This is a genomic window from Pseudarthrobacter sp. TAF60_1 (genome assembly GCF_052113505.1).
Taxonomy (GTDB): domain Bacteria; phylum Actinomycetota; class Actinomycetes; order Actinomycetales; family Micrococcaceae; genus Arthrobacter.
In genome coordinates, this window is sequence record NZ_JBFRDI010000005.1 from 75,519 (window position 1) to 92,118 (window position 16,600).

General features: G+C 64.8%; 15 protein-coding genes. 10 read left to right on the plus strand and 5 right to left on the minus strand.

The window, feature by feature from the left end; translation table 11 throughout:
• Positions 1-18: 18 nt before the first annotated feature.
• Positions 19-942, minus strand: coding sequence for a PaaX family transcriptional regulator (locus AB4Y73_RS07385; RefSeq protein WP_441870422.1), 924 nt, complete (start codon positions 940-942; stop codon positions 19-21).
• 183 nt (positions 943-1,125) lie between these two features.
• On the opposite strand from AB4Y73_RS07385, the gene AB4Y73_RS07390 reads away from it, so the two are divergent.
• The 10 genes from AB4Y73_RS07390 (at position 1,126) to AB4Y73_RS07435 (ending at position 12,774) form a co-directional block, all read left to right on the plus strand.
• The gene (locus tag AB4Y73_RS07390; RefSeq protein ID WP_441870424.1) at positions 1,126-2,517 is read left to right on the plus strand and encodes an MFS transporter; all 1,392 of its coding nucleotides are present in this window, start codon (positions 1,126-1,128) and stop codon (positions 2,515-2,517) included.
• A 121-nt stretch (positions 2,518-2,638) separates the two neighbouring features.
• Entirely contained in the window at positions 2,639-4,384 is a 1,746-nt protein-coding gene (locus AB4Y73_RS07395; protein WP_441870426.1) for a CocE/NonD family hydrolase, read from the plus strand.
• On the plus strand, positions 4,381-4,872 hold the full coding sequence (locus tag AB4Y73_RS07400; protein WP_441870428.1) for a DUF3237 domain-containing protein: 492 nt from the start codon (positions 4,381-4,383) through the stop codon (positions 4,870-4,872). The genes AB4Y73_RS07395 and AB4Y73_RS07400 overlap by 4 nt, the downstream gene beginning before the upstream one ends.
• 187 nt (positions 4,873-5,059) lie before the next feature.
• Positions 5,060-6,526 (plus strand): MFS transporter, encoded by a 1,467-nt coding sequence (locus AB4Y73_RS07405; protein ID WP_441870853.1) that lies wholly within the window; start codon positions 5,060-5,062, stop codon positions 6,524-6,526.
• Between the two features lie 57 nt (positions 6,527-6,583).
• Positions 6,584-7,615 carry an NADPH:quinone reductase gene (locus AB4Y73_RS07410; RefSeq protein WP_441870430.1) on the plus strand — a complete coding sequence of 344 codons (1,032 nt, stop codon included), beginning with the start codon at positions 6,584-6,586 and terminating at the stop codon, positions 7,613-7,615.
• Positions 7,616-7,702: 87 nt separating this feature from the next.
• The gene (locus AB4Y73_RS07415; protein ID WP_441870432.1) at positions 7,703-8,308 is read left to right on the plus strand and encodes a DUF1326 domain-containing protein; all 606 of its coding nucleotides are present in this window, start codon (positions 7,703-7,705) and stop codon (positions 8,306-8,308) included.
• Positions 8,308-9,075: a DUF2182 domain-containing protein gene (locus tag AB4Y73_RS07420; protein WP_441870434.1), complete on the plus strand. Its 768-nt coding sequence runs from the start codon at positions 8,308-8,310 to the stop codon at positions 9,073-9,075. The genes AB4Y73_RS07415 and AB4Y73_RS07420 overlap by 1 nt, the downstream gene beginning before the upstream one ends.
• Before the next feature lie 73 nt (positions 9,076-9,148).
• Positions 9,149-9,691 carry a PadR family transcriptional regulator gene (locus AB4Y73_RS07425; protein ID WP_441870856.1) on the plus strand — a complete coding sequence of 181 codons (543 nt, stop codon included), beginning with the start codon at positions 9,149-9,151 and terminating at the stop codon, positions 9,689-9,691.
• Positions 9,692-9,696: 5 nt separating this feature from the next.
• On the plus strand, positions 9,697-11,409 hold the full coding sequence (locus AB4Y73_RS07430) for an ABC1 kinase family protein (protein WP_441870436.1): 1,713 nt from the start codon (positions 9,697-9,699) through the stop codon (positions 11,407-11,409).
• A gap of 159 nt (positions 11,410-11,568) precedes the next feature.
• Complete coding sequence (locus AB4Y73_RS07435) at positions 11,569-12,774, plus strand: MFS transporter (protein WP_441870438.1); 1,206 nt, start codon at positions 11,569-11,571, stop codon at positions 12,772-12,774.
• A 6-nt stretch (positions 12,775-12,780) separates the two neighbouring features.
• On the opposite strand, the gene AB4Y73_RS07440 is transcribed toward AB4Y73_RS07435, so the two are convergent.
• From AB4Y73_RS07440 to AB4Y73_RS07455, 4 genes are all read right to left on the minus strand, one after another.
• Positions 12,781-14,373: a S53 family peptidase gene (locus AB4Y73_RS07440; protein WP_441870440.1), complete on the minus strand. Its 1,593-nt coding sequence runs from the start codon at positions 14,371-14,373 to the stop codon at positions 12,781-12,783.
• 287 nt (positions 14,374-14,660) lie between these two features.
• The gene (locus AB4Y73_RS07445) at positions 14,661-15,371 is read right to left on the minus strand and encodes a DUF4397 domain-containing protein (protein WP_441870442.1); all 711 of its coding nucleotides are present in this window, start codon (positions 15,369-15,371) and stop codon (positions 14,661-14,663) included.
• A gap of 212 nt (positions 15,372-15,583) precedes the next feature.
• Positions 15,584-16,225: an NADPH-dependent F420 reductase gene (locus AB4Y73_RS07450; RefSeq protein ID WP_441870444.1), complete on the minus strand. Its 642-nt coding sequence runs from the start codon at positions 16,223-16,225 to the stop codon at positions 15,584-15,586.
• A 125-nt stretch (positions 16,226-16,350) separates the two neighbouring features.
• Complete coding sequence (locus AB4Y73_RS07455; RefSeq protein ID WP_441870446.1) at positions 16,351-16,593, minus strand: hypothetical protein; 243 nt, start codon at positions 16,591-16,593, stop codon at positions 16,351-16,353.
• Positions 16,594-16,600: the final 7 nt, after the last annotated feature.

Genomic DNA, 16,600 nt, shown 5'->3' on the forward strand with positions numbered 1-16,600 from the left:
TTGGCGGCAAACGGAGGATCAGCCTTGGCCAATCCGAGTTGCCTTCGCGGCCCCGCCGAGTTCCGGTGCGATTGCCCGGACTACTTCCCGCGTGTGATCCAGTGCCGCGTCCGCAAGGGAGTCGTAGAGCCGCACGAACGCCTGGCGAGCCTCGAAGAGCGGAAACGTTTCGGGGAGCAGTTCCGAGGGGAGGCCCGGATCGTTCCAGGGGAAGGCCCGCCAGGCGTCCATGGCTTCAGTCCTGAGCCGGAAGGCCTCCCTCAGCCCTATCCCGCCGTGTGATTCCGCCGCACGCGGACCGTAGGTTTCGATGAAGGGCGTGTACTGTTTCTGCAGTTCGTCCAGTTCCCAGGCCTGGATGAGCGGCTTTCCGCGGAGTTCCGATTCGGCAGTGCGGAAGATGACGTAGTTGTCCACGCCGAAGGCGCGGCAGGAAGATTCCAGCTCGTCGGCGGTATCCCACGCAGACACCCACAGCGCTCCGTAGAGTGGCGCGAACCCAAGCCATTTCAGCCGGGACCGCAGCAGTTCGCGGAGCTCCCGTGCGCTTTCCGGAATGGTGAAGGCCACTACCGTCCAGGTGCGGTCCCAGCGCCGGTTCTCCGCTCCGAACTCGCTCACCTGCCTGAAGCCGACCCTGAGCCTCCGCTTGGCAGCCTCGGTGAATCTGTACCGCGACGCCCTTCCGGCGTTTGACTGCTCGAGCACCCCTCGTCCCGCGAGGCGGCTCAGCGCAGTCGAGGTGGCCGACGCACTCAGGTCGAGGTCGGCTGCCAGTGCCAGGATCAGCCGCGACGGCAGCCACGCGTCAGCTTCCCGCCAGTAGTCCGCCAGCATGGTGACCACCAGGTGTTGCGACGCGGAACCTTTCGACGGCCGCGGAAAGCTGACAGGCTCCGAATGGGCTTCGTTTCCAGCGTGAGCGTCAAGGTCTTCAGGCACGGTTCATCTTCGCAGGCAGGCGGGGCCGCTCCAAATTGCTTTGCATAAATCTTGACGGCCGTGTAAAAATACGCATAAACTCAGAATGTGATGCCAGCCACATCCCGGCATGGTGTGAACACTTCAGCAGCCTGAAGCTCCATAGTCTTCCTTTCCTTTTTCTTTCCTTCCAGGAGATCCGCAATGACAGCAGGTCCCATAATTCCGCCGACGCCGACGTCGGAGGAACTTGAATCCAACCCTTCCACGGGCAATGCCCGCGGGAACGGCAAAGGCGGAAACGCGCGCCGCGCCGCCGCAGCCAGTTTCATCGGAAGCACCCTTGAGTACTACGACTTCTTCATCTACGGCTCAGCGTCAGCGTTGATCTTCAACAAAATCTTCTTCCCCGGGATTGATCCCGCGCTGGGGATGACGCTGTCCATGGCCACCATCGGCATCGGCTACGTGGTCCGGCCGCTGGCCGCCGGCATCATCGGTCACTTTGGTGACCGCATCGGTCGGCGCCAAATGCTGGTCCTGACCCTCGTCCTCATGGGCATCTCCACGTTCCTGATCGGGTGCCTGCCGCCCACCGCCGTGATCGGAGCCGCCGCGCCGGTGCTGCTTGTAGTCCTGCGGGCACTGCAGGGTGCTTCGGCGGCAGGCGAATCCGTTGGCGCCGTCACCATGACCCTCGAACACGCACCGAGCAACAAACGCGCGTTCTATGCCAGCTGGGTCAATACCGGGGCGGTTGCGGGAATCATGCTCGCTTCGCTGGCATTCCTGGCCGTGTCCCTGCTGCCGCAGGATGACCTCCTGTCGTGGGGCTGGCGGCTGCCCTTCCTGGCCAGCATCGTCGTGGTGGGCGTCGGGCTCTGGATCCGGCTGCGCCTGCCCGAGTCTGAGGTGTTCGAGGCGGCCAAGGACGCCGAAGCCGAAAACGAACTCCCCATCAAGGTTGTCCTGCGGGATCACTGGGCGACCATCCTCAAGGTCATCGTGTTCGGCTTGTGGAGCGTCGTTTCTTCAGTATTCGCCGCGTTCGGCCTCGCGTATGCCACCGGGAAGTTCGGCGTGCCCGCCCCGGTCATGCTGACCGTAACAATCGTGACCGCTGCGTTGGGCATCGTGGTCCAGCCCTACGCCGGCATCCTCGCTGACAGGATCGGCCGCAAACCTGTCTTCATTACCGGGAACCTGATCTGCGCCGTGGCCGCCTTTGCCTTCTTCTGGTCCATCAGCATTGCCTCCGTACCGCTGATCTTCGCCACAGCCATTCTTTTCATGACGGTGGGCTACGGACTGGTTAATCCCTTGGGACCCTCCATGACCGCCGAGATGTTCGAGACACGGATCCGCTACACGGGTGCGGCCACGGCCTCGCAGCTCGGGCTCGTGGTCACCGGTTTCGCACCCACGATTGCCGCAGCGATCGTCCAGCCGGGTCCCAACGGCTGGATCCCGGTGGCTGCTTTCACCGCTGGATGCTGCCTGGTGTCCGCCGTAGTCACCGCAGTCTGGGTCAAGGAAACCTACAAGGTGAGGACCGAAGACCTCGGCAACCAGCGGGCGGCCGCGAAGGCACTCTGACGCTGCGACACTCCGGCGGGGCCTGCCAAAGGCGGGCCCCGCCACCCCTGCCGCGGTCCGGCGTCGTGACCGGCAGCCATCCGCACCAACGAACAAGACTTAAACACCCGAAGGACAAACAGTGCAATATTCCGTCATCGTGGACAGCGATGTTGAAGCGGCGATGGCCGACGGAACGGTCCTCCGTTCCACCGTTTACCGGCCCGCCGCTGAAGGGCAGAGGTTTCCCGTGCTGCTCACGCGTACGCCTTACGGGCGCGACCTGGCAGTGAACTCCGCCTATTTCAACCCTCTGACAGTCGCGGCCGCGGGTTACGTGGTGGTGATGCAGGACTGCCGGGGACGCTTCGGCTCCGATGGTGACTTCATCCCCTCCGTGCACGAGGCGGCCGACGGCGCCGCCACCGTCGAGTGGGCGGCGCGCCTTCCGTGGGCGAACGGCGACGTCGGAATGTGGGGCCGTTCCTACTTCGCCGAAACACAGTGGCGGGCAGCCCAGGGAGCGCCCAAGGCGCTCAAGGCACTGGCACTGGGCGTATCCGCGGGCGGAAACGCCAACAACGGGGCGCTGTACCGGGGCGGTGCCCATGAATTCGGCAGCCGCCTCAGCTGGGGTCACGCCTCCGCTTCCCTGAACGAACTGCTGCGCGAATTCCGCGACGATCCGGAACTGCGGGACAAGGAACTGCAGTCCTGGCTTGCCCTGGACGGGTCCTTCGCCGACGGTTCCATTTACTCCACGCTGCCCATCTCGGGGCTGGCGCCGCTGCTGAGAACATTCATGCGGACACATATCCTGCCCTCCGCGGCTGAAGGCCCAGGGAGCGCATTCTCCCAGCTGTGGGATGCCGCCTCCGACAGTCCCGTGTCCCTGCCAACGCTGCATATCGGCGGGTGGTTCGACATTTTTGCGCCAAACACCCTGGACCAGTACCGCATGCAACTCGACCACAGCCGTGGGCGGCCCGAAGCAGCACCCCGGCTCATCATGGGACCGTGGACGCACACCAACCTTTCGGCTACCTACGCCGGAGTCAGTTACGGAATGGCCGCCTCCGCAGGACTCCTGGACGGCATCGGGGACCTGTCGCGGGTGCACACAGCCTGGTTCGATGCTGTCCTGAAGGGGGACGCCACGGGCCTCGAAACCATCCCGCCGGTCCTGGTGTATTTCCTCGGCGAAAACCGTTGGCGGGGGTTTAAGGAGCTGCCGGAACCCCGGTCCCAGCGCTCTTGGTACTTCGGAGCCGAGGGGGCCTTACAGGATGAAGCAGGTACTGACGGGACGGCGGAATACACCTACGATCCGCTGGATCCCGTCGTGACCAGCGGGGGAGCGACGATGCTCCAGGGCCCTTTCCCGGCGGGCCCTTCCCGCCAGGAAGCAGTCGAGGCGCGGGACGACGTCCTCGTGTTCACCTCCGCGCCGTTCGAGGAAAGCGTCACCATCTTCGGCGCGGTCCAGGCAACTCTCTTCGCTTCCTCCAGCGCTGTGGACACGGACTGGGTGGTCCGGCTCTGCCGCGTGGACTCCGACGGCGTCTCCACCGGAATTGCCGATGGAATCGTCCGCGCATCCTGGCGGGACGCCCACGCCGGAACCGGGCGCTTCACGCCGGGCATTGAGCAATCCCCGATCCAACCGGGACGTGTGTACGAGTACACCGTCAGTCTCTGGGAAACTGCCCTGACTTTCGGTCCCGGCGAACGGTTGCGCGTGCAGGTGACGTCGAGCTGCCATCCCCGCTGGGACAGGAACCTGAATACAGGATTGCTGGCGTCCGACTCGGCCGAGCCGGTCACCGCCCGCCAGGGCATCCGCTTCGGGGCAGCCTTCCCGAGCCGGCTGACGGTCGGCATCCTGTGACTCCGTCTTTATTGCCGGGAGCACACCTGCCTGAACCGCCGGTGTTGACCTTCCTCGCCAAACTCACTGTCCAGGTGGGGCCGCCCATCGACGTCGGACCCACCCCGGAGGGACACCGGCGCATCGTGCCGATTCTCGGGGGGACGGTGCAGGGACCAACGCTGCGCGGGCGGGTGCTTCCGGCCGGCGCGGACTTCCAGGTGCTTCGAACGCCGGAACTGACGGAGTTGGACGCCCGCTACGCCCTGGAGACCGACGGCGGTGCCGTGATCTATGTGCACAACGTGGCCCTCCGCCACGGCAGGCCTGAGGACATGGCCAGGCTCAACCGTGGTGAACATGTGGATCCGGCCGCGATCTATTTCCGCTGCACGCCACGGTTCTCCACCGCCGCATCCGAATGGTCCTGGCTCAACAATGTCCTTGCCGTGGGCACCGGGACGCGGATGCCGGACGCTGTCGAAATTGATGTCTTCACCATCGGGTGAGGGGCCGTTCGGCTAGCCGTTAATCGCCGCAGCCCACGGATTGCATTTTCCCTGCCACCACGTGAGCATGTTGAATTCCTCGGGCGCCGGGACTATTTCGTTGAATCAAGCGGTTATGCGTCTAGCAGGATCAGGTATGCGAGCAGCGCTCTGTGATGACGACCCGGAATGAGATGACGTGACGACAATGCCTGCAGAGGGGGTCGGCTTCCGCTCGAAGCGCGGTCCGATACTGATTTCCTTGATGCTTTCAACCGGCTTGGTGGCGATTGATTCGACGATCGTCGCGACCGCGGTGCCGTCGATCGTGCATGACATTGGCGGATTCGCATCATTTCCGTGGCTGTTTTCGGCTTATCTGTTGGCGCAGGCTGTCTCCGTGCCCGTCTACGCGAAGCTCTCCGACGTCGTCGGCCGTAAACCGATCATCCTGATCGGAATCGGGCTATTCCTGCTGGGTTCGATCTTCTGCGGCTTGGCATGGAGCATGCCGGCCCTCATTGCGTTCCGTGTGCTGCAGGGCCTGGGCGCGGGAGCAGTCCAACCGATGGCGATCACGATCGCTGGCGACATCTATTCGCTGACTGAGCGGGCGAAAGTGCAAGGCTACCTTGCGAGCGTGTGGGCGGTGTCCTCCGTTGTTGGCCCGACGCTCGGGGGCGTGTTTTCGGCACTTGGCATGTGGCGCGGGATCTTCCTCGTGAACATCCCCCTGTGCCTCCTGGCGGGGTGGATGTTGTTCCGAACGTTCCACGAGAATGTGGAGCGCGCCAGGCATCGGGTCGATTATCTGGGGGCGGGCCTGCTGACTGCCTCACTGACGCTGATCATTCTTGGGGCGCTGGAAGGCGGCCAGGCGTGGGGCTGGACCTCTGCCATCAGCGTTGCTGTGTTCGCCGGCGGAGCACTGTTGTTCGCCGTGTTCATCCTCGTCGAGCGCAGGGCCGCGGAGCCGGTCCTGCCGCCGTGGGTCGTCTCCCGGCGACTGCTGGCTACGACCGCGTTGATCTCCTTCGGCGTTGGAGCGGTCATGCTTGGGCTTACCTCTTACGTTCCCACGTTCCTCGAAGGGGCCCTCTCCACCTCCCCGATCCTGGCCGGACTCGCGCTGGCGGCACTGACGATCGGCTGGCCGATCAGTGCTTCCCAATCGGGCCGGTTCTATCTGCGGCTGGGTTTCCGAAGGACCGCGATGATCGGCATCACTGTCACGGTCCTAGGCACAGCGGTGCTTGCCCTCACCGCCTCCGCACCCAACGTTCTCCTGGCGGCCGCGAGCTGCTTCATCGTAGGGCTCGGGCTCGGGCTGGTGGCCACCCCGAGCCTCATCGCCGCCCAGTCCAGTGTCGACTGGAACGAGCGTGGAGTTGTCACCGGCACCAATCTTTTCGCACGGTCGATCGGCAGTTCCATCGGTGTCGCGGTTTTCGGGGCGGTTGCCAACGCGATCTATGCGGGCACTCCGGGCGGCAATACGGATCCGCACACAGTCGTCTCCGCTTCCGGGGCTGTTTTCCTGGCCGTACTGGCCGCCGCCGTACTCACAGTGGTGGCTGTTGTCGCGATGCCCGCCACACACAACAAGGCCACCGCCCGCCCGACTCTCGACCCTATGGCGGCCGCTGAGCACAGTTCGGCACCTGCACAGGATTAGGACAACCCCGGCATTTCCCGGGGGAATATTCGGTCCGCGCCCGCGTTGGGTCTGGGTATGAAAGCAATCGTTTACCGGACCACCGGCGACCCCTCCGTCCTTGAACTCGTTGACCGCGAGATCCGCGACCCGGGGCGTGGCGAGGTACGTGTGCGGATCATGGTCTCCGCGGTGAACCCCACCGACTGGAAGTCGCGCCGCGGAGCCAAAGCGGGCGAGCCGCTGCCCTTCGCGGAAGTCGTGCCCAATCAAGACGGCGCCGGCGTGGTGGACGCAGTCGGACCCGGCGACGAGCATCTCCGCGTCGGTGACAGGGTTTGGCTTGCCTTGGCCGCTTATCAGCGCGCCGACGGCGGGACAGCGCAGGAGTTTGCCGTGCTGCCGGCGGAACGGGTCTTTCAGCTGCCGCAGAACGCCGGGTTCGACGTCGGCGCAAGCCTCGGCGTGCCCGCGGTCACCGCGCACCGGGCCCTGACCATCGCCGAGGACGGCCCGCGGCGGTTGCACCCGGGAGCGTTGGAAGGCAAGGTAATTCTGGTCGCGGGAGGGGCCGGTGCCGTTGGCCATGCGGCCATCCAGCTCGCCAAGTGGGCCGGCGCCGTTGTGATCACCACCGTGAGCGGACCGGCGAAGGCGGCGCTGGTCACAGCCGCCGGCGCCGATCACGTCATCAACTACCGGGAGTCCGATGCGGCCACGGAAATCCGCAGGATCGCGCCCAACGGCGTCGACCAGATCGTGGAGGTGGCACCCGCGCAGAACGCCGAACTCGACCTGGCAGTGATCCGGAACCGCGGCTCTGTGGCGGTCTACGCCAACAACGGTGGCGATCAGCTCAGCCTGGACGTGCGCAGGCACTTCAGCCTCAACATCCGCTACCAGTTCGTGCTGCTCTACACCGTTGGTATGTCGGCGGTGCACGCCGCCGCCGAGGACATCAATGCTGCCATCGCCGACGGCGCCCTTCAGGTAGGCGAGGCAGCGGGCCTGCCGCTACACCGTTTTAAGCTCGCTGCCGCGGCTGCGGCACATGCGGCGGTGGAGGAGAGCATCGTCGGCAAGGTGCTGATCGATGTGGCAGCGGGCTAGCCGCGTAGGTCGCCGCCGGCCGTTGACACTGTTCAGGGCCGCGAGGAGACTCTAATTTGGGGGGTGCCTCTTCGAAAGGAGCCCAAGATGCCGTGGCATGTCGAGGGCACGTATTTTGAGAATTGCAACTGTGATATGGCCTGCCCGTGTACTATGTCTGGGCTGTCCGCACCGGCCGACAACGAACGCTGCAACGTGGCCTTGGCCTTCCATGTGGAAACCGGCGAAGTAAACGGTGTCGACGTCGGCGGTCTGACAGTCTGCGTTGTCGCCGACACTCCGGCCCTGATGAGCGACGGGGGCTGGAAAGTCGGAGTACTGCTGGACGCCGCCGCCTCAACTGAGCAGGCTGAAGCGCTCGGTGCAGTCTTCGGTGGCCAGCTCGGCGGCCCGATGGAGGGCCTTGCCCCCTTAATCGCTGAAATGGCCGGCATGGAGTCCCTGAACATGGCCTACGCCGACGACGGGCGTGTCCACCGGGTCCGGATTGGCAGTGCCGTGGACATGGTGGTCGAGGACTTCGTGTCTCCTTTGGATCCCACCGGACAAGGAGTCAAAGTCAGCGGAGTCGGATTCCCGGCCGACACTCTGGCAGCCGGGACCTCCAGCACCGCCCGCGTCGACGTGTTCGGGATGACCTGGGATAACACCGGGAAGAACTCCTACTCTGCCCCCTTCGCCTGGTCCGCGTAGTGCCGGGCAGGGCCGGCCTGTCGGTCAGCCACCATGCGGCAGAGGTGGCATTGATCGGTTGCGCCGTGCTGGCCTGGTACCGCACTTTCTTGGGCTTCGCCGATATGTCCGCAGGACCGGGGACCATGGGGCTGGAGCTCTGGGGTTTCCTCGGGGTGTGGACACTGATGATGGCAGCCATGATGTTGCCGGCGCTGGCGCCGCTCACGTCGACATACCTGAGAACCATCCGCGCCGTCCGCAGCAGCCGGGTGCGGGTCATCCGGACAACTGGGCTGGTTGGCGGTTACCTTCTGACGTGGATCGGATTTGGAGTCGTTGCCTACGCGGCCGCGGCGCTGGCCGCGCTGTTGGCTGAGGACGCGCCGGACAGTGCACCGTGGGTGGGGGCTGGAGTGCTTGTGGCGGCTGGCGTTTACCAGCTGACCCCGCTCAAGGATTTCTGTCTCAGGCACTGCCGCTCGCCAGTAGCATTCCTGTTGCACGTATCCGGGTACAAGGGCCGCCTGCGGGATGTCCGCGTCGGCATCTACCACGGCGCGTATTGCGTGGGCTGCTGTTGGGGGCTCATGGTGGTGCTCATTGCCGTTGGCGTGATGAACCTGGCATGGATGGCAGTGCTCACAGTAGTGATCTTCCTGGAAAAGACGTGGAAATACGGCCCCACGTTCAGCCGGATCACGGGCGTCTCGCTGATCGTCTTCGCGCTCTTTGTCCCGGCCCACCCGGAACTTCTGCCCGGGCTCCACATGACCGTGCCCATGTGAGGGAGGAGCGAGCAGAATGGGGAGCATCGGATGTATCGTTGACTATCGTTCGCGACTCGCAGAGGAGAGCATGATGCGTAATTCGTACCCGGCGGGCGGCTTTGGCGGCCCGAACATTGACGGCATGTGGCAGGCCGTTGAGGAGCTGCGTTCACGGTTCGAGAAGCGCTCGGGCACCCGCGCGGGTCGGGGTGAAGTGCGGTCGGCGATACTGGCCCTGCTCGCGGAGCGGCCGATGCACGGCTACCAGATCATCGGTGAGATCGAGGAGCGCAGCCGTGGCAGCTGGAAGCCGAGCGCCGGATCGGTCTACCCAACACTGCAGCTGCTGGCCGATGAGGGGTTCATCAGTGCCGAGGAATCCAACGGCCGCAAAATTTACTCACTGACCGAAGCCGGCCGGGAAGAGGTGGCGGGTGCCGATGCGTCAGCGCTCTGGGACTCAACGGGCCCGGCCTCAGGCACGGGGTTTGCGGCGCTGCCCAAGGCCGGCGTTGAGCTCGCGCAGGCTGCGGCCCAGGTGGGGCGCACCGGCTCGCCGAAGCAGGTGCAGGAGGCCGTGATGGTGCTCGACGAGGCACGTCGTCGGCTGTACTCCATCCTCGCCCAGGACTGAAGAGGGTGGCGTCGGTTCGCCGGGACCGGGCAGATCCGGTACCCGGCGCCGGGAACAACCGCGCCCGTTACCGTCGCATCCTGCGCTTCGCCGCGTGGCATCTCGCTTTGACGTGGTGGTTTGAGCTGTTACTCCCTCGGATCGGGCTGGCAAGGATTGCCGAACGCACCAGGACCAGGCGGATGCGAAGTTTCGCGCAGCGCTTCCACGCGCTCGCGGTGGACCTTGGCGGCCTGATGATCAAGGTTGGTCAGTTCCTGTCGTCCAGGCTCGACGTCCTTCCGCCCGAGATCACAACGGAACTTGAAGGGCTGCAGGACGAGGTTCCCCCCGTCCCGTTCGCCGCAATCCGCGCCCTTGCCGAGGCGGAGCTGGGGGCGCCGCTGAGCAAGGTCTTCGCCTCGGTCGAGGAAACGCCCATCGCCGCCGCCTCCCTCGGCCAGGCGCACCGTGCACAACTCCTGCCGGCAGACGCTGCCGACGCGGGGCTCCACAGCGTGGTGGTGAAGGTGCAGCGTCCGGGCATCGACGCGATTGTCGACGTCGACCTGGCGGCACTTCGCAAAGTAGGCGGCTGGCTCAGCCACGTGCGTCTAGTGTCCGCCCGCGCTGACATGCCTGCGCTGGTCGAGGAGTTCGCGCAAACCAGTCTTGAGGAGATCGACTACCTGCACGAGGCAGTGAATGCCGAGCGCTTCGCGGCTGATTTTGCCGACGACGACAGGGTGACGGTGCCCGACGTCGTCTGGGAGCGAACCACCCGCCGCGTGCTGACCCTCGAGGATGTCACGGCGATCAAGATTACGGACTTGACGGCGCTCCTTGCTGCGGGAATCGATCCAGCGGAGGTCGCCCCGGTTTTCGCCTCTGTCATGTTTGACCAGTTGTTCACGGAAGGCTTTTTCCATGCCGATCCGCACCCCGGCAATATCTTTGTCACTCCGAACACCCATTCGGCCGCCGGGCGCCCGTGGAAGCTGACGTTCATCGACTTCGGCATGATGGGCGAGGTTCCGCCCAGTACACGCAGCGGCCTGCGGAAGCTGCTGATCGCGGCCGCCTCCCGTGACGGCAAGGGCCTGGTGACTGCGATCAGAGACGTGGGTGTGCTGGTGCCCTCGGCGGATTCGGCCGAGCTTGAGCGCGCGATGACGCACCTCTTCGCGAGGTTCGGCGGGATGGGTTTCGCAGAGCTTCGCGAGGTGGACCCGAGGGAGTTCGTCGATTTTGCGGCGGAGTTCGGCGATCTTGTTCGCTCGTTGCCGTTCCAGTTGCCAGAGAACTTCCTGCTCATCATCCGCGCAATGTCACTGACATCGGGTGTGTGCAGTTCGCTGGACGCACGATTCAATCTATGGGACTCGGTAGAACCGTATGCAGCACAGCTGCTGCGCGACGAGCGCGGCAACATCCTTCAGGACGTTGCACAGCAAGCGTTCGACGCCGCCGGCGTGGCCCTGCGGCTGCCGAAACGACTGGATGAGCTGCTCACTCGCATTGAGGACGGGTCACTATCGGTGGCCAACCCCCGCCTCGAACGCCAGGTGGCACGGCTTAACCGCACTGCGCAGCGATCGGCGTCGGCACTCGTATTCGGCGCCCTGCTCATCGCAGGTGCCGTGGTCCGAGCGGACGACACGGTCCTCGGCAGCGTCCTGATGATCGCGTCGGCGGTTCCGCTGCTGCATGGGCTGTGGGTAGGGCGCCGCGGCCTCTAGATGAGCTGGCGAGTTGTACCGATTATCAAACGCTTGGGCTTTCGAGGTAAGTTGTCCGCACATTGAAACGCCTGTTCGGACGCTAGCTTGATCTAACAAGGCGGAATCGGATGGGCGCAACGGACGTTCTGTAGCTCCCAAAGGAGGGAAGAACGCGCGATGCCCGCTGCAACCAGAAACGCGTCGGACCGCTCCGTCAGGTTCGGCTTCGCCTTCGTCGGCCTTCTGCTCATTGCAGTCAACCTTCGGGTGTCCTTTGTCAGCGTGGGACCGGTACTCGCGAACATCAGCGGCGACCTTGGGCTGTCCGGCGCCGCAGCAGGGTTCCTTACGGGCCTTCCGCTTATTGCGTTCGCGGTCTTCTCACCCCTGGCGCCCGCCTTCGCGTCCCGCCTGGGCCTGGACCGGGCGCTGTGGACGTCCTTGCTGTTCCTTGCCGCGGGCATCGTGCTCCGCTCCTTACCCGTCACCGGCTTCATCTGGGCGGGTACCGCACTGATCGGGCTGGCCATCGCATTTCTCAATGTCCTGGTTCCCTCCCTCGTCAAGCGGGACTTCCCGATGCGGGTCAGCCAGGTCACCGGGAGCTACACCGCCACGCAGGCGGCCTTCGCCGCGATCGGGGCCGCCGTCGTCGTCCCTGTGGCACAAACGTCCCCAGCGGGATGGCGGCTTGCCCTCGGAATCTGGGTGGGACTGGCCCTCGTCGCCATGGCAGTGCTTTTGCCGTGGCTGCGCCGGCCCAGGCCAGGCATTACGCACGCCGCCGGGCCGGACGTCTCCTACCGGTCGCCTTGGACCTCAGCCCTGGGCTGGCAGGTGACAATCTTCATGGGACTGCAATCGATCGCCTTCTACGTCCTCATGGCATGGCTGCCCACCATCGAACAAAGCCGCGGGGTCCCGGCCGCTACTGCAGGCATCCATCTGTCCATTTTCCTGCTCATCAGCGTGTTCGCCAGCCTCGCCGCAGGGGGAATCCTTCACCGGGGTTCGGACCAGCGGCTCGTGGCGTTCACAAGCGGCGCCCTCACGTTCATCACGTTTCTCGGGCTGGCAATTGCTCCGGACCTCGTATTGCTGTGGGTCCTTCTTGGGGCGACCGGGTGCGGGAGCCTCATCGTCATCGCCCTGTCGCTGTTCAGCCTCCGCACCGTTAATTACCCCCAGGCAGCGTCCTTGTCCGGCATGGCGCAATCCGTTGGCTACGCCCTCGCTGCGTCGGGACCCGTGTTGTTCGGCGGTCTGCGGGACCTCAGCGGAGACTGGACTCTGCCGCTCCTCGTCACCGCAGGCCTCATGGCCGTTCTCGCCGTGACGGGCGTTCTTGCCGGGCGTCACCGGGTGATCGGCGGTTCAACCTGACACCCGTCACCGGAGGCCGGATTTGATCGCTGCGAGTAGTGCTGTCCCGTCCGGGCTGCCGAGGCCGGTGCAGGGGTCCCAGCCGCTCGCGGCGTGGTACGTTCCGTTGTTTCCCGAGGTGACGTCGTGGAAGCCGGACTTCAGTGTGTAGAGCAGTGGCTGGATCTGTCCGAACCGGCGGCTGGTTGTCTGGGCGATGAGGGCGATCAGGGCTGCCCAGAGGGGCGCCACAGCGCTGGTGCCGCCGATGACCAAGTCCTTGCCGTCAACCCTGACTTTGTACCCCGTCTGCGGGTCGGCCACGCCGCTGACGTCCGGGACCCCGCGCCCCTGGCCCCCATGCCCGGGTGCCGGTTTGTGGCGGCGCGAGTGGGCAGCCAGCCCGCCTTGCCAGACGGGTGCCGGGAACGTGCTGCTGTAGCCGCCGCCCGTTGCCGAGTGCGGTCCGTCATTCCAGACTGTTTCGGACCTGATTCTTCCGGTGGCGGGGTCGGCATCGAGCCGGGTGCCCCCGCAGGCCAGAGCGTGCGGGCTTGAGGCCGGGAAGTCCGCGTGGTCTTTTCCATCGGTTGCACCGTCGGCGCTGCCGTTGTCTCCTGCGGCTGCGGTGACGGTCACGCCCATGGCCGACGCGTCGGCGAGGGCCTGGTCAAACGCCGTCCGTGCCTGGCCGGTCCACGCGTCCTCGCTTTGGCCCCAGCTGATACTGATCGCCGACGGCGTCGTGGCGGCGTGGGAGGCATTGATGATCGCATCGAGGAAGCCGGCGTCCGTGTTCGGTGCGAAGTAAACAAGAATGTTCGCCTTCGGTGCCAGGGCACCGACTACCTCGATGTCGAGCAGTACTTCCCCGTCCGCCCCGGTGGGGTCCTGTCCGGGCTGGTTTACGGCACCATCCACCCCGACGGCGGTCACTTTCGGTCCGGTGATTCCGAGACTTGCGAAGTAAGAATCCAGGTCCGCCTGACCGAAGCCGCCGCCCAACTCGATGATGGCCACGCTTTGGCCGGCGCCGTCAGCGCCGGCGGGAAAGTTGTATATCCTCGCCAGTTCCGGCGGTGTGTAGCTGGTGCCCGCTGCGGCGAGAGGGATCGCTCGGAACTGCGCGTGTGCCTGCGGACGGTCATCAAGGCCCAGGACGGCAGTAACAACTCCCTCCAGTACGGCCGGAACCTTCAGGCCTCCGGTCCGGTGACGGTGCGTGACATCGTGGCCGTGGGACCCGCTGCTGGTCACTTCCTCCAGGCTGGTGCCGAAGATTCGGCTCAGCTGCTCCACTGAGCCGGCCAGCCGGATGCGGCGGGAGGCCGGGTCCGCCTCGAGGATTTCCGCTCCGAGCCGGGTGAAAGTCTCCGTGGCAAGGCGCAGATCCTCCGATGAGGAGCCGTGACGGGATGCGAGCTCGTCGCGGGACATCGGCTCGGCCAGTGATTCCGGCAGGGGTTGGTTCCGGCGGAGGATTACGGTCACCTCAATCCTGCGGGAAGGATCGACGGGCCCGTGTGTGGCCTGGATCCTTGCCGCGGTAGGGCGTTCCGAGCCGGGCAGAGGGACGCTGTCTGCGGTGGTGCTCGGCGGGGTGTTGCTCTGCTCAGACATGAAACTGCTCCGTATTAGGCGGGGTGGGCGGATGCAAAGGGCGGGGGAGCGGGCAGTGCGCTTATTTTCCCGAAGGACAGGGGACTGCTTTTACCCCGACCGAAGTGTGACACAGGTCATACAAGGAATATACCCGGCTTTCGGCTCGAGGGTATTTCATCAGCTGCTGACCTCAAGAGGCTTGATGATGGAGCCTAGCCTTCATGCATTAAACCGCCGCTGGGGCCGCGGTTGACGCGGCCCCACCGGGTGATGGAACGAATGACTGCCGAGCGGGAGAGGGGTAGCTAGTCCTCGCGACCGCACGATGAGGAGTCCACTACCTGGACGGCTACGCCAAGAGTATTCTCAGCCAGGCTGCCCCAGGCGTAGACGATGGTGTTCTTTCCCTCGGTGATCTTGACGTCCGCGGGGCCGATTACCGGGACAGTGGTCCCCGCGGCCGCGACCGAGGCTGAAACAGTTCCGGCTTCGAGGGTGAGGGTTTCCTGATCCGGGTTGGTGAGGCCCTCGATGACTGCGGTCCCGCCGGCCAACACATCGACAGCGGGAGCCGCAGCGACGTGCCGGACCGTTAGCTTGCCCTGTCCATCCGGGCTGGACGAGGTGTCATTGGTGAAGAGAGTGGCTGTCGGGGTGCCGTCAGCAGCCAGATGGGCAACCGCTGTGTAGTCCTGGTCTTCCGCCAGATCCACGGTGACGGGGCCGATCACCGCGTTGTCGGCGCTCGTGGCGTCAGCCGCAGTGATGGCAATCTGATGGTCACCATCAGGGACATTCAACGGGCCCGCCAAAGTGCCCGGCTTGAAGTTGTCCAACGTGAGTTTGCCGTCAACCCAGACATCCACGGTCAGTCCAGGGACGCCGTGGAGGACAGACAGTTTGGCTGTGCCCCCGTCATCTCGATGATGTCCATTGCCGGCTTGGGCCGGGGCAGCGAGGGCGAGTGCTGCCAACAGCGTCATTGCTCCGGCGGTGGCAAAGATTTTTTTACGCATTTCCAACTCCTGTGAGAGGCCCCCTTGGGGGCTGTGGTTGTGCTGACACCCCTACTACCGGCCCGAGGCAGGACTTGGATGCACCCCAACAGAAGATTTCGAAAGGTATTGACCGCGTGGACGCCCTGAGGACCGACACAGCTGTACCGTCACCGGCGGTGCCGACGGTTACATTCCTTACAGTTAGGCGCCGGCGTCCGCGGACTTCCTGCTTACGGGAATATCCGGAGGGAGGTGTCCCAATTAAAGTGTTGGTGCTCGGGGCTGACCTGCAGGCCCATGACAACCAGCATGATGGCCTCCAGTTCGCGCGCACGCCGGAGCGGCCCCACGTCAATAGGCCTGAGTCCGGCGGCCGCGGCCACAGCACTGACCTTTTCTTTGGCCTGCTCCGAGTCGCCAGCAATGAAGACGTCCAAGTGCTGCCCGGCGACTTCTCCGTTCTCCAGGGTGGAGGGAAACGTAGTATTGAATGCTTTAACCACCTCTGCTCGTCCCGCCAGGAGACGGGCAGTTTCTTCGGCCGCGGACGTGCCCGGTTCCGTGGTGAGCCGGTCGAAATTCGAAACGTCCACGGTGTTGCTGATGTCCACGACCACCCGGCCGTCCACGGAGTCGCCGATTTCCAGGATGGCGTTGTGTACTTCCTTATGTGGAATGGCCAGGAAAACTATGGCTCCGGTAATCGCCGCCCCCATGACGCCGCCAGTAGCCCCTGGTCCAAGGCTCTCAACCAGTTCGCGGGTCTTCGTGCCGTCACGCCCCAGTATCTGTACTGGATTGTTTCCTCTCAGCATTGCCTTCGCGAGAGCCCGGGCCATGTGTCCGCCGCCGAGAATGCTGATGTTGGTCATGATCATCCCTTGCCGAAAATGCCGTGGTCCTTGTGCTTCCAGTAGACCTTCAACAGAGGTCGCTGTAACAGGGACGAAAGCCCCGGTTCCCATGGCATGAGTGCCGGAGGGGACCGCATCACGGCTCACCTGCCGTGCCGCAAGACGTCCGGCAGTTCGTCCACGTAGACCGTTTGCGGCGGTTCGTAGTAGATCACCAGCACCTCGTCACCCACCGCGAAGTCGCTCGACTTGTCGAACGGGTGGGCGTGGAAGGCCATGGTGCCGCCAAGGTAGGGCAGCATGACCTCGCCGATGGTGCCCGGCCCGATGTGCCCCGTCACCCGGCCGATCTTGCCTGTCAGGCTCCGGTCAACCTCCCTGTGCATGCGGTAA

Coding starts and splice junctions, on each gene's coding strand:
- AB4Y73_RS07390 (WP_441870424.1), top strand. CDS start 1,126: ATGACAGCAGGTCCCATAATTCCGCCGACGCCGACGTCGGAGGAACTT.
- AB4Y73_RS07405 (WP_441870853.1), top strand. CDS start 5,060: ATGCCTGCAGAGGGGGTCGGCTTCCGCTCGAAGCGCGGTCCGATACTG.
- AB4Y73_RS07410 (WP_441870430.1), top strand. CDS start 6,584: ATGAAAGCAATCGTTTACCGGACCACCGGCGACCCCTCCGTCCTTGAA.
- AB4Y73_RS07415 (WP_441870432.1), top strand. CDS start 7,703: ATGCCGTGGCATGTCGAGGGCACGTATTTTGAGAATTGCAACTGTGAT.
- AB4Y73_RS07425 (WP_441870856.1), top strand. CDS start 9,149: ATGCGTAATTCGTACCCGGCGGGCGGCTTTGGCGGCCCGAACATTGAC.
- AB4Y73_RS07435 (WP_441870438.1), top strand. CDS start 11,569: ATGCCCGCTGCAACCAGAAACGCGTCGGACCGCTCCGTCAGGTTCGGC.
- AB4Y73_RS07440 (WP_441870440.1), bottom strand. CDS start 14,373: ATGTCTGAGCAGAGCAACACCCCGCCGAGCACCACCGCAGACAGCGTC.
- AB4Y73_RS07445 (WP_441870442.1), bottom strand. CDS start 15,371: ATGCGTAAAAAAATCTTTGCCACCGCCGGAGCAATGACGCTGTTGGCA.
- AB4Y73_RS07450 (WP_441870444.1), bottom strand. CDS start 16,225: ATGACCAACATCAGCATTCTCGGCGGCGGACACATGGCCCGGGCTCTC.
- AB4Y73_RS07455 (WP_441870446.1), bottom strand. CDS start 16,593: ATGCACAGGGAGGTTGACCGGAGCCTGACAGGCAAGATCGGCCGGGTG.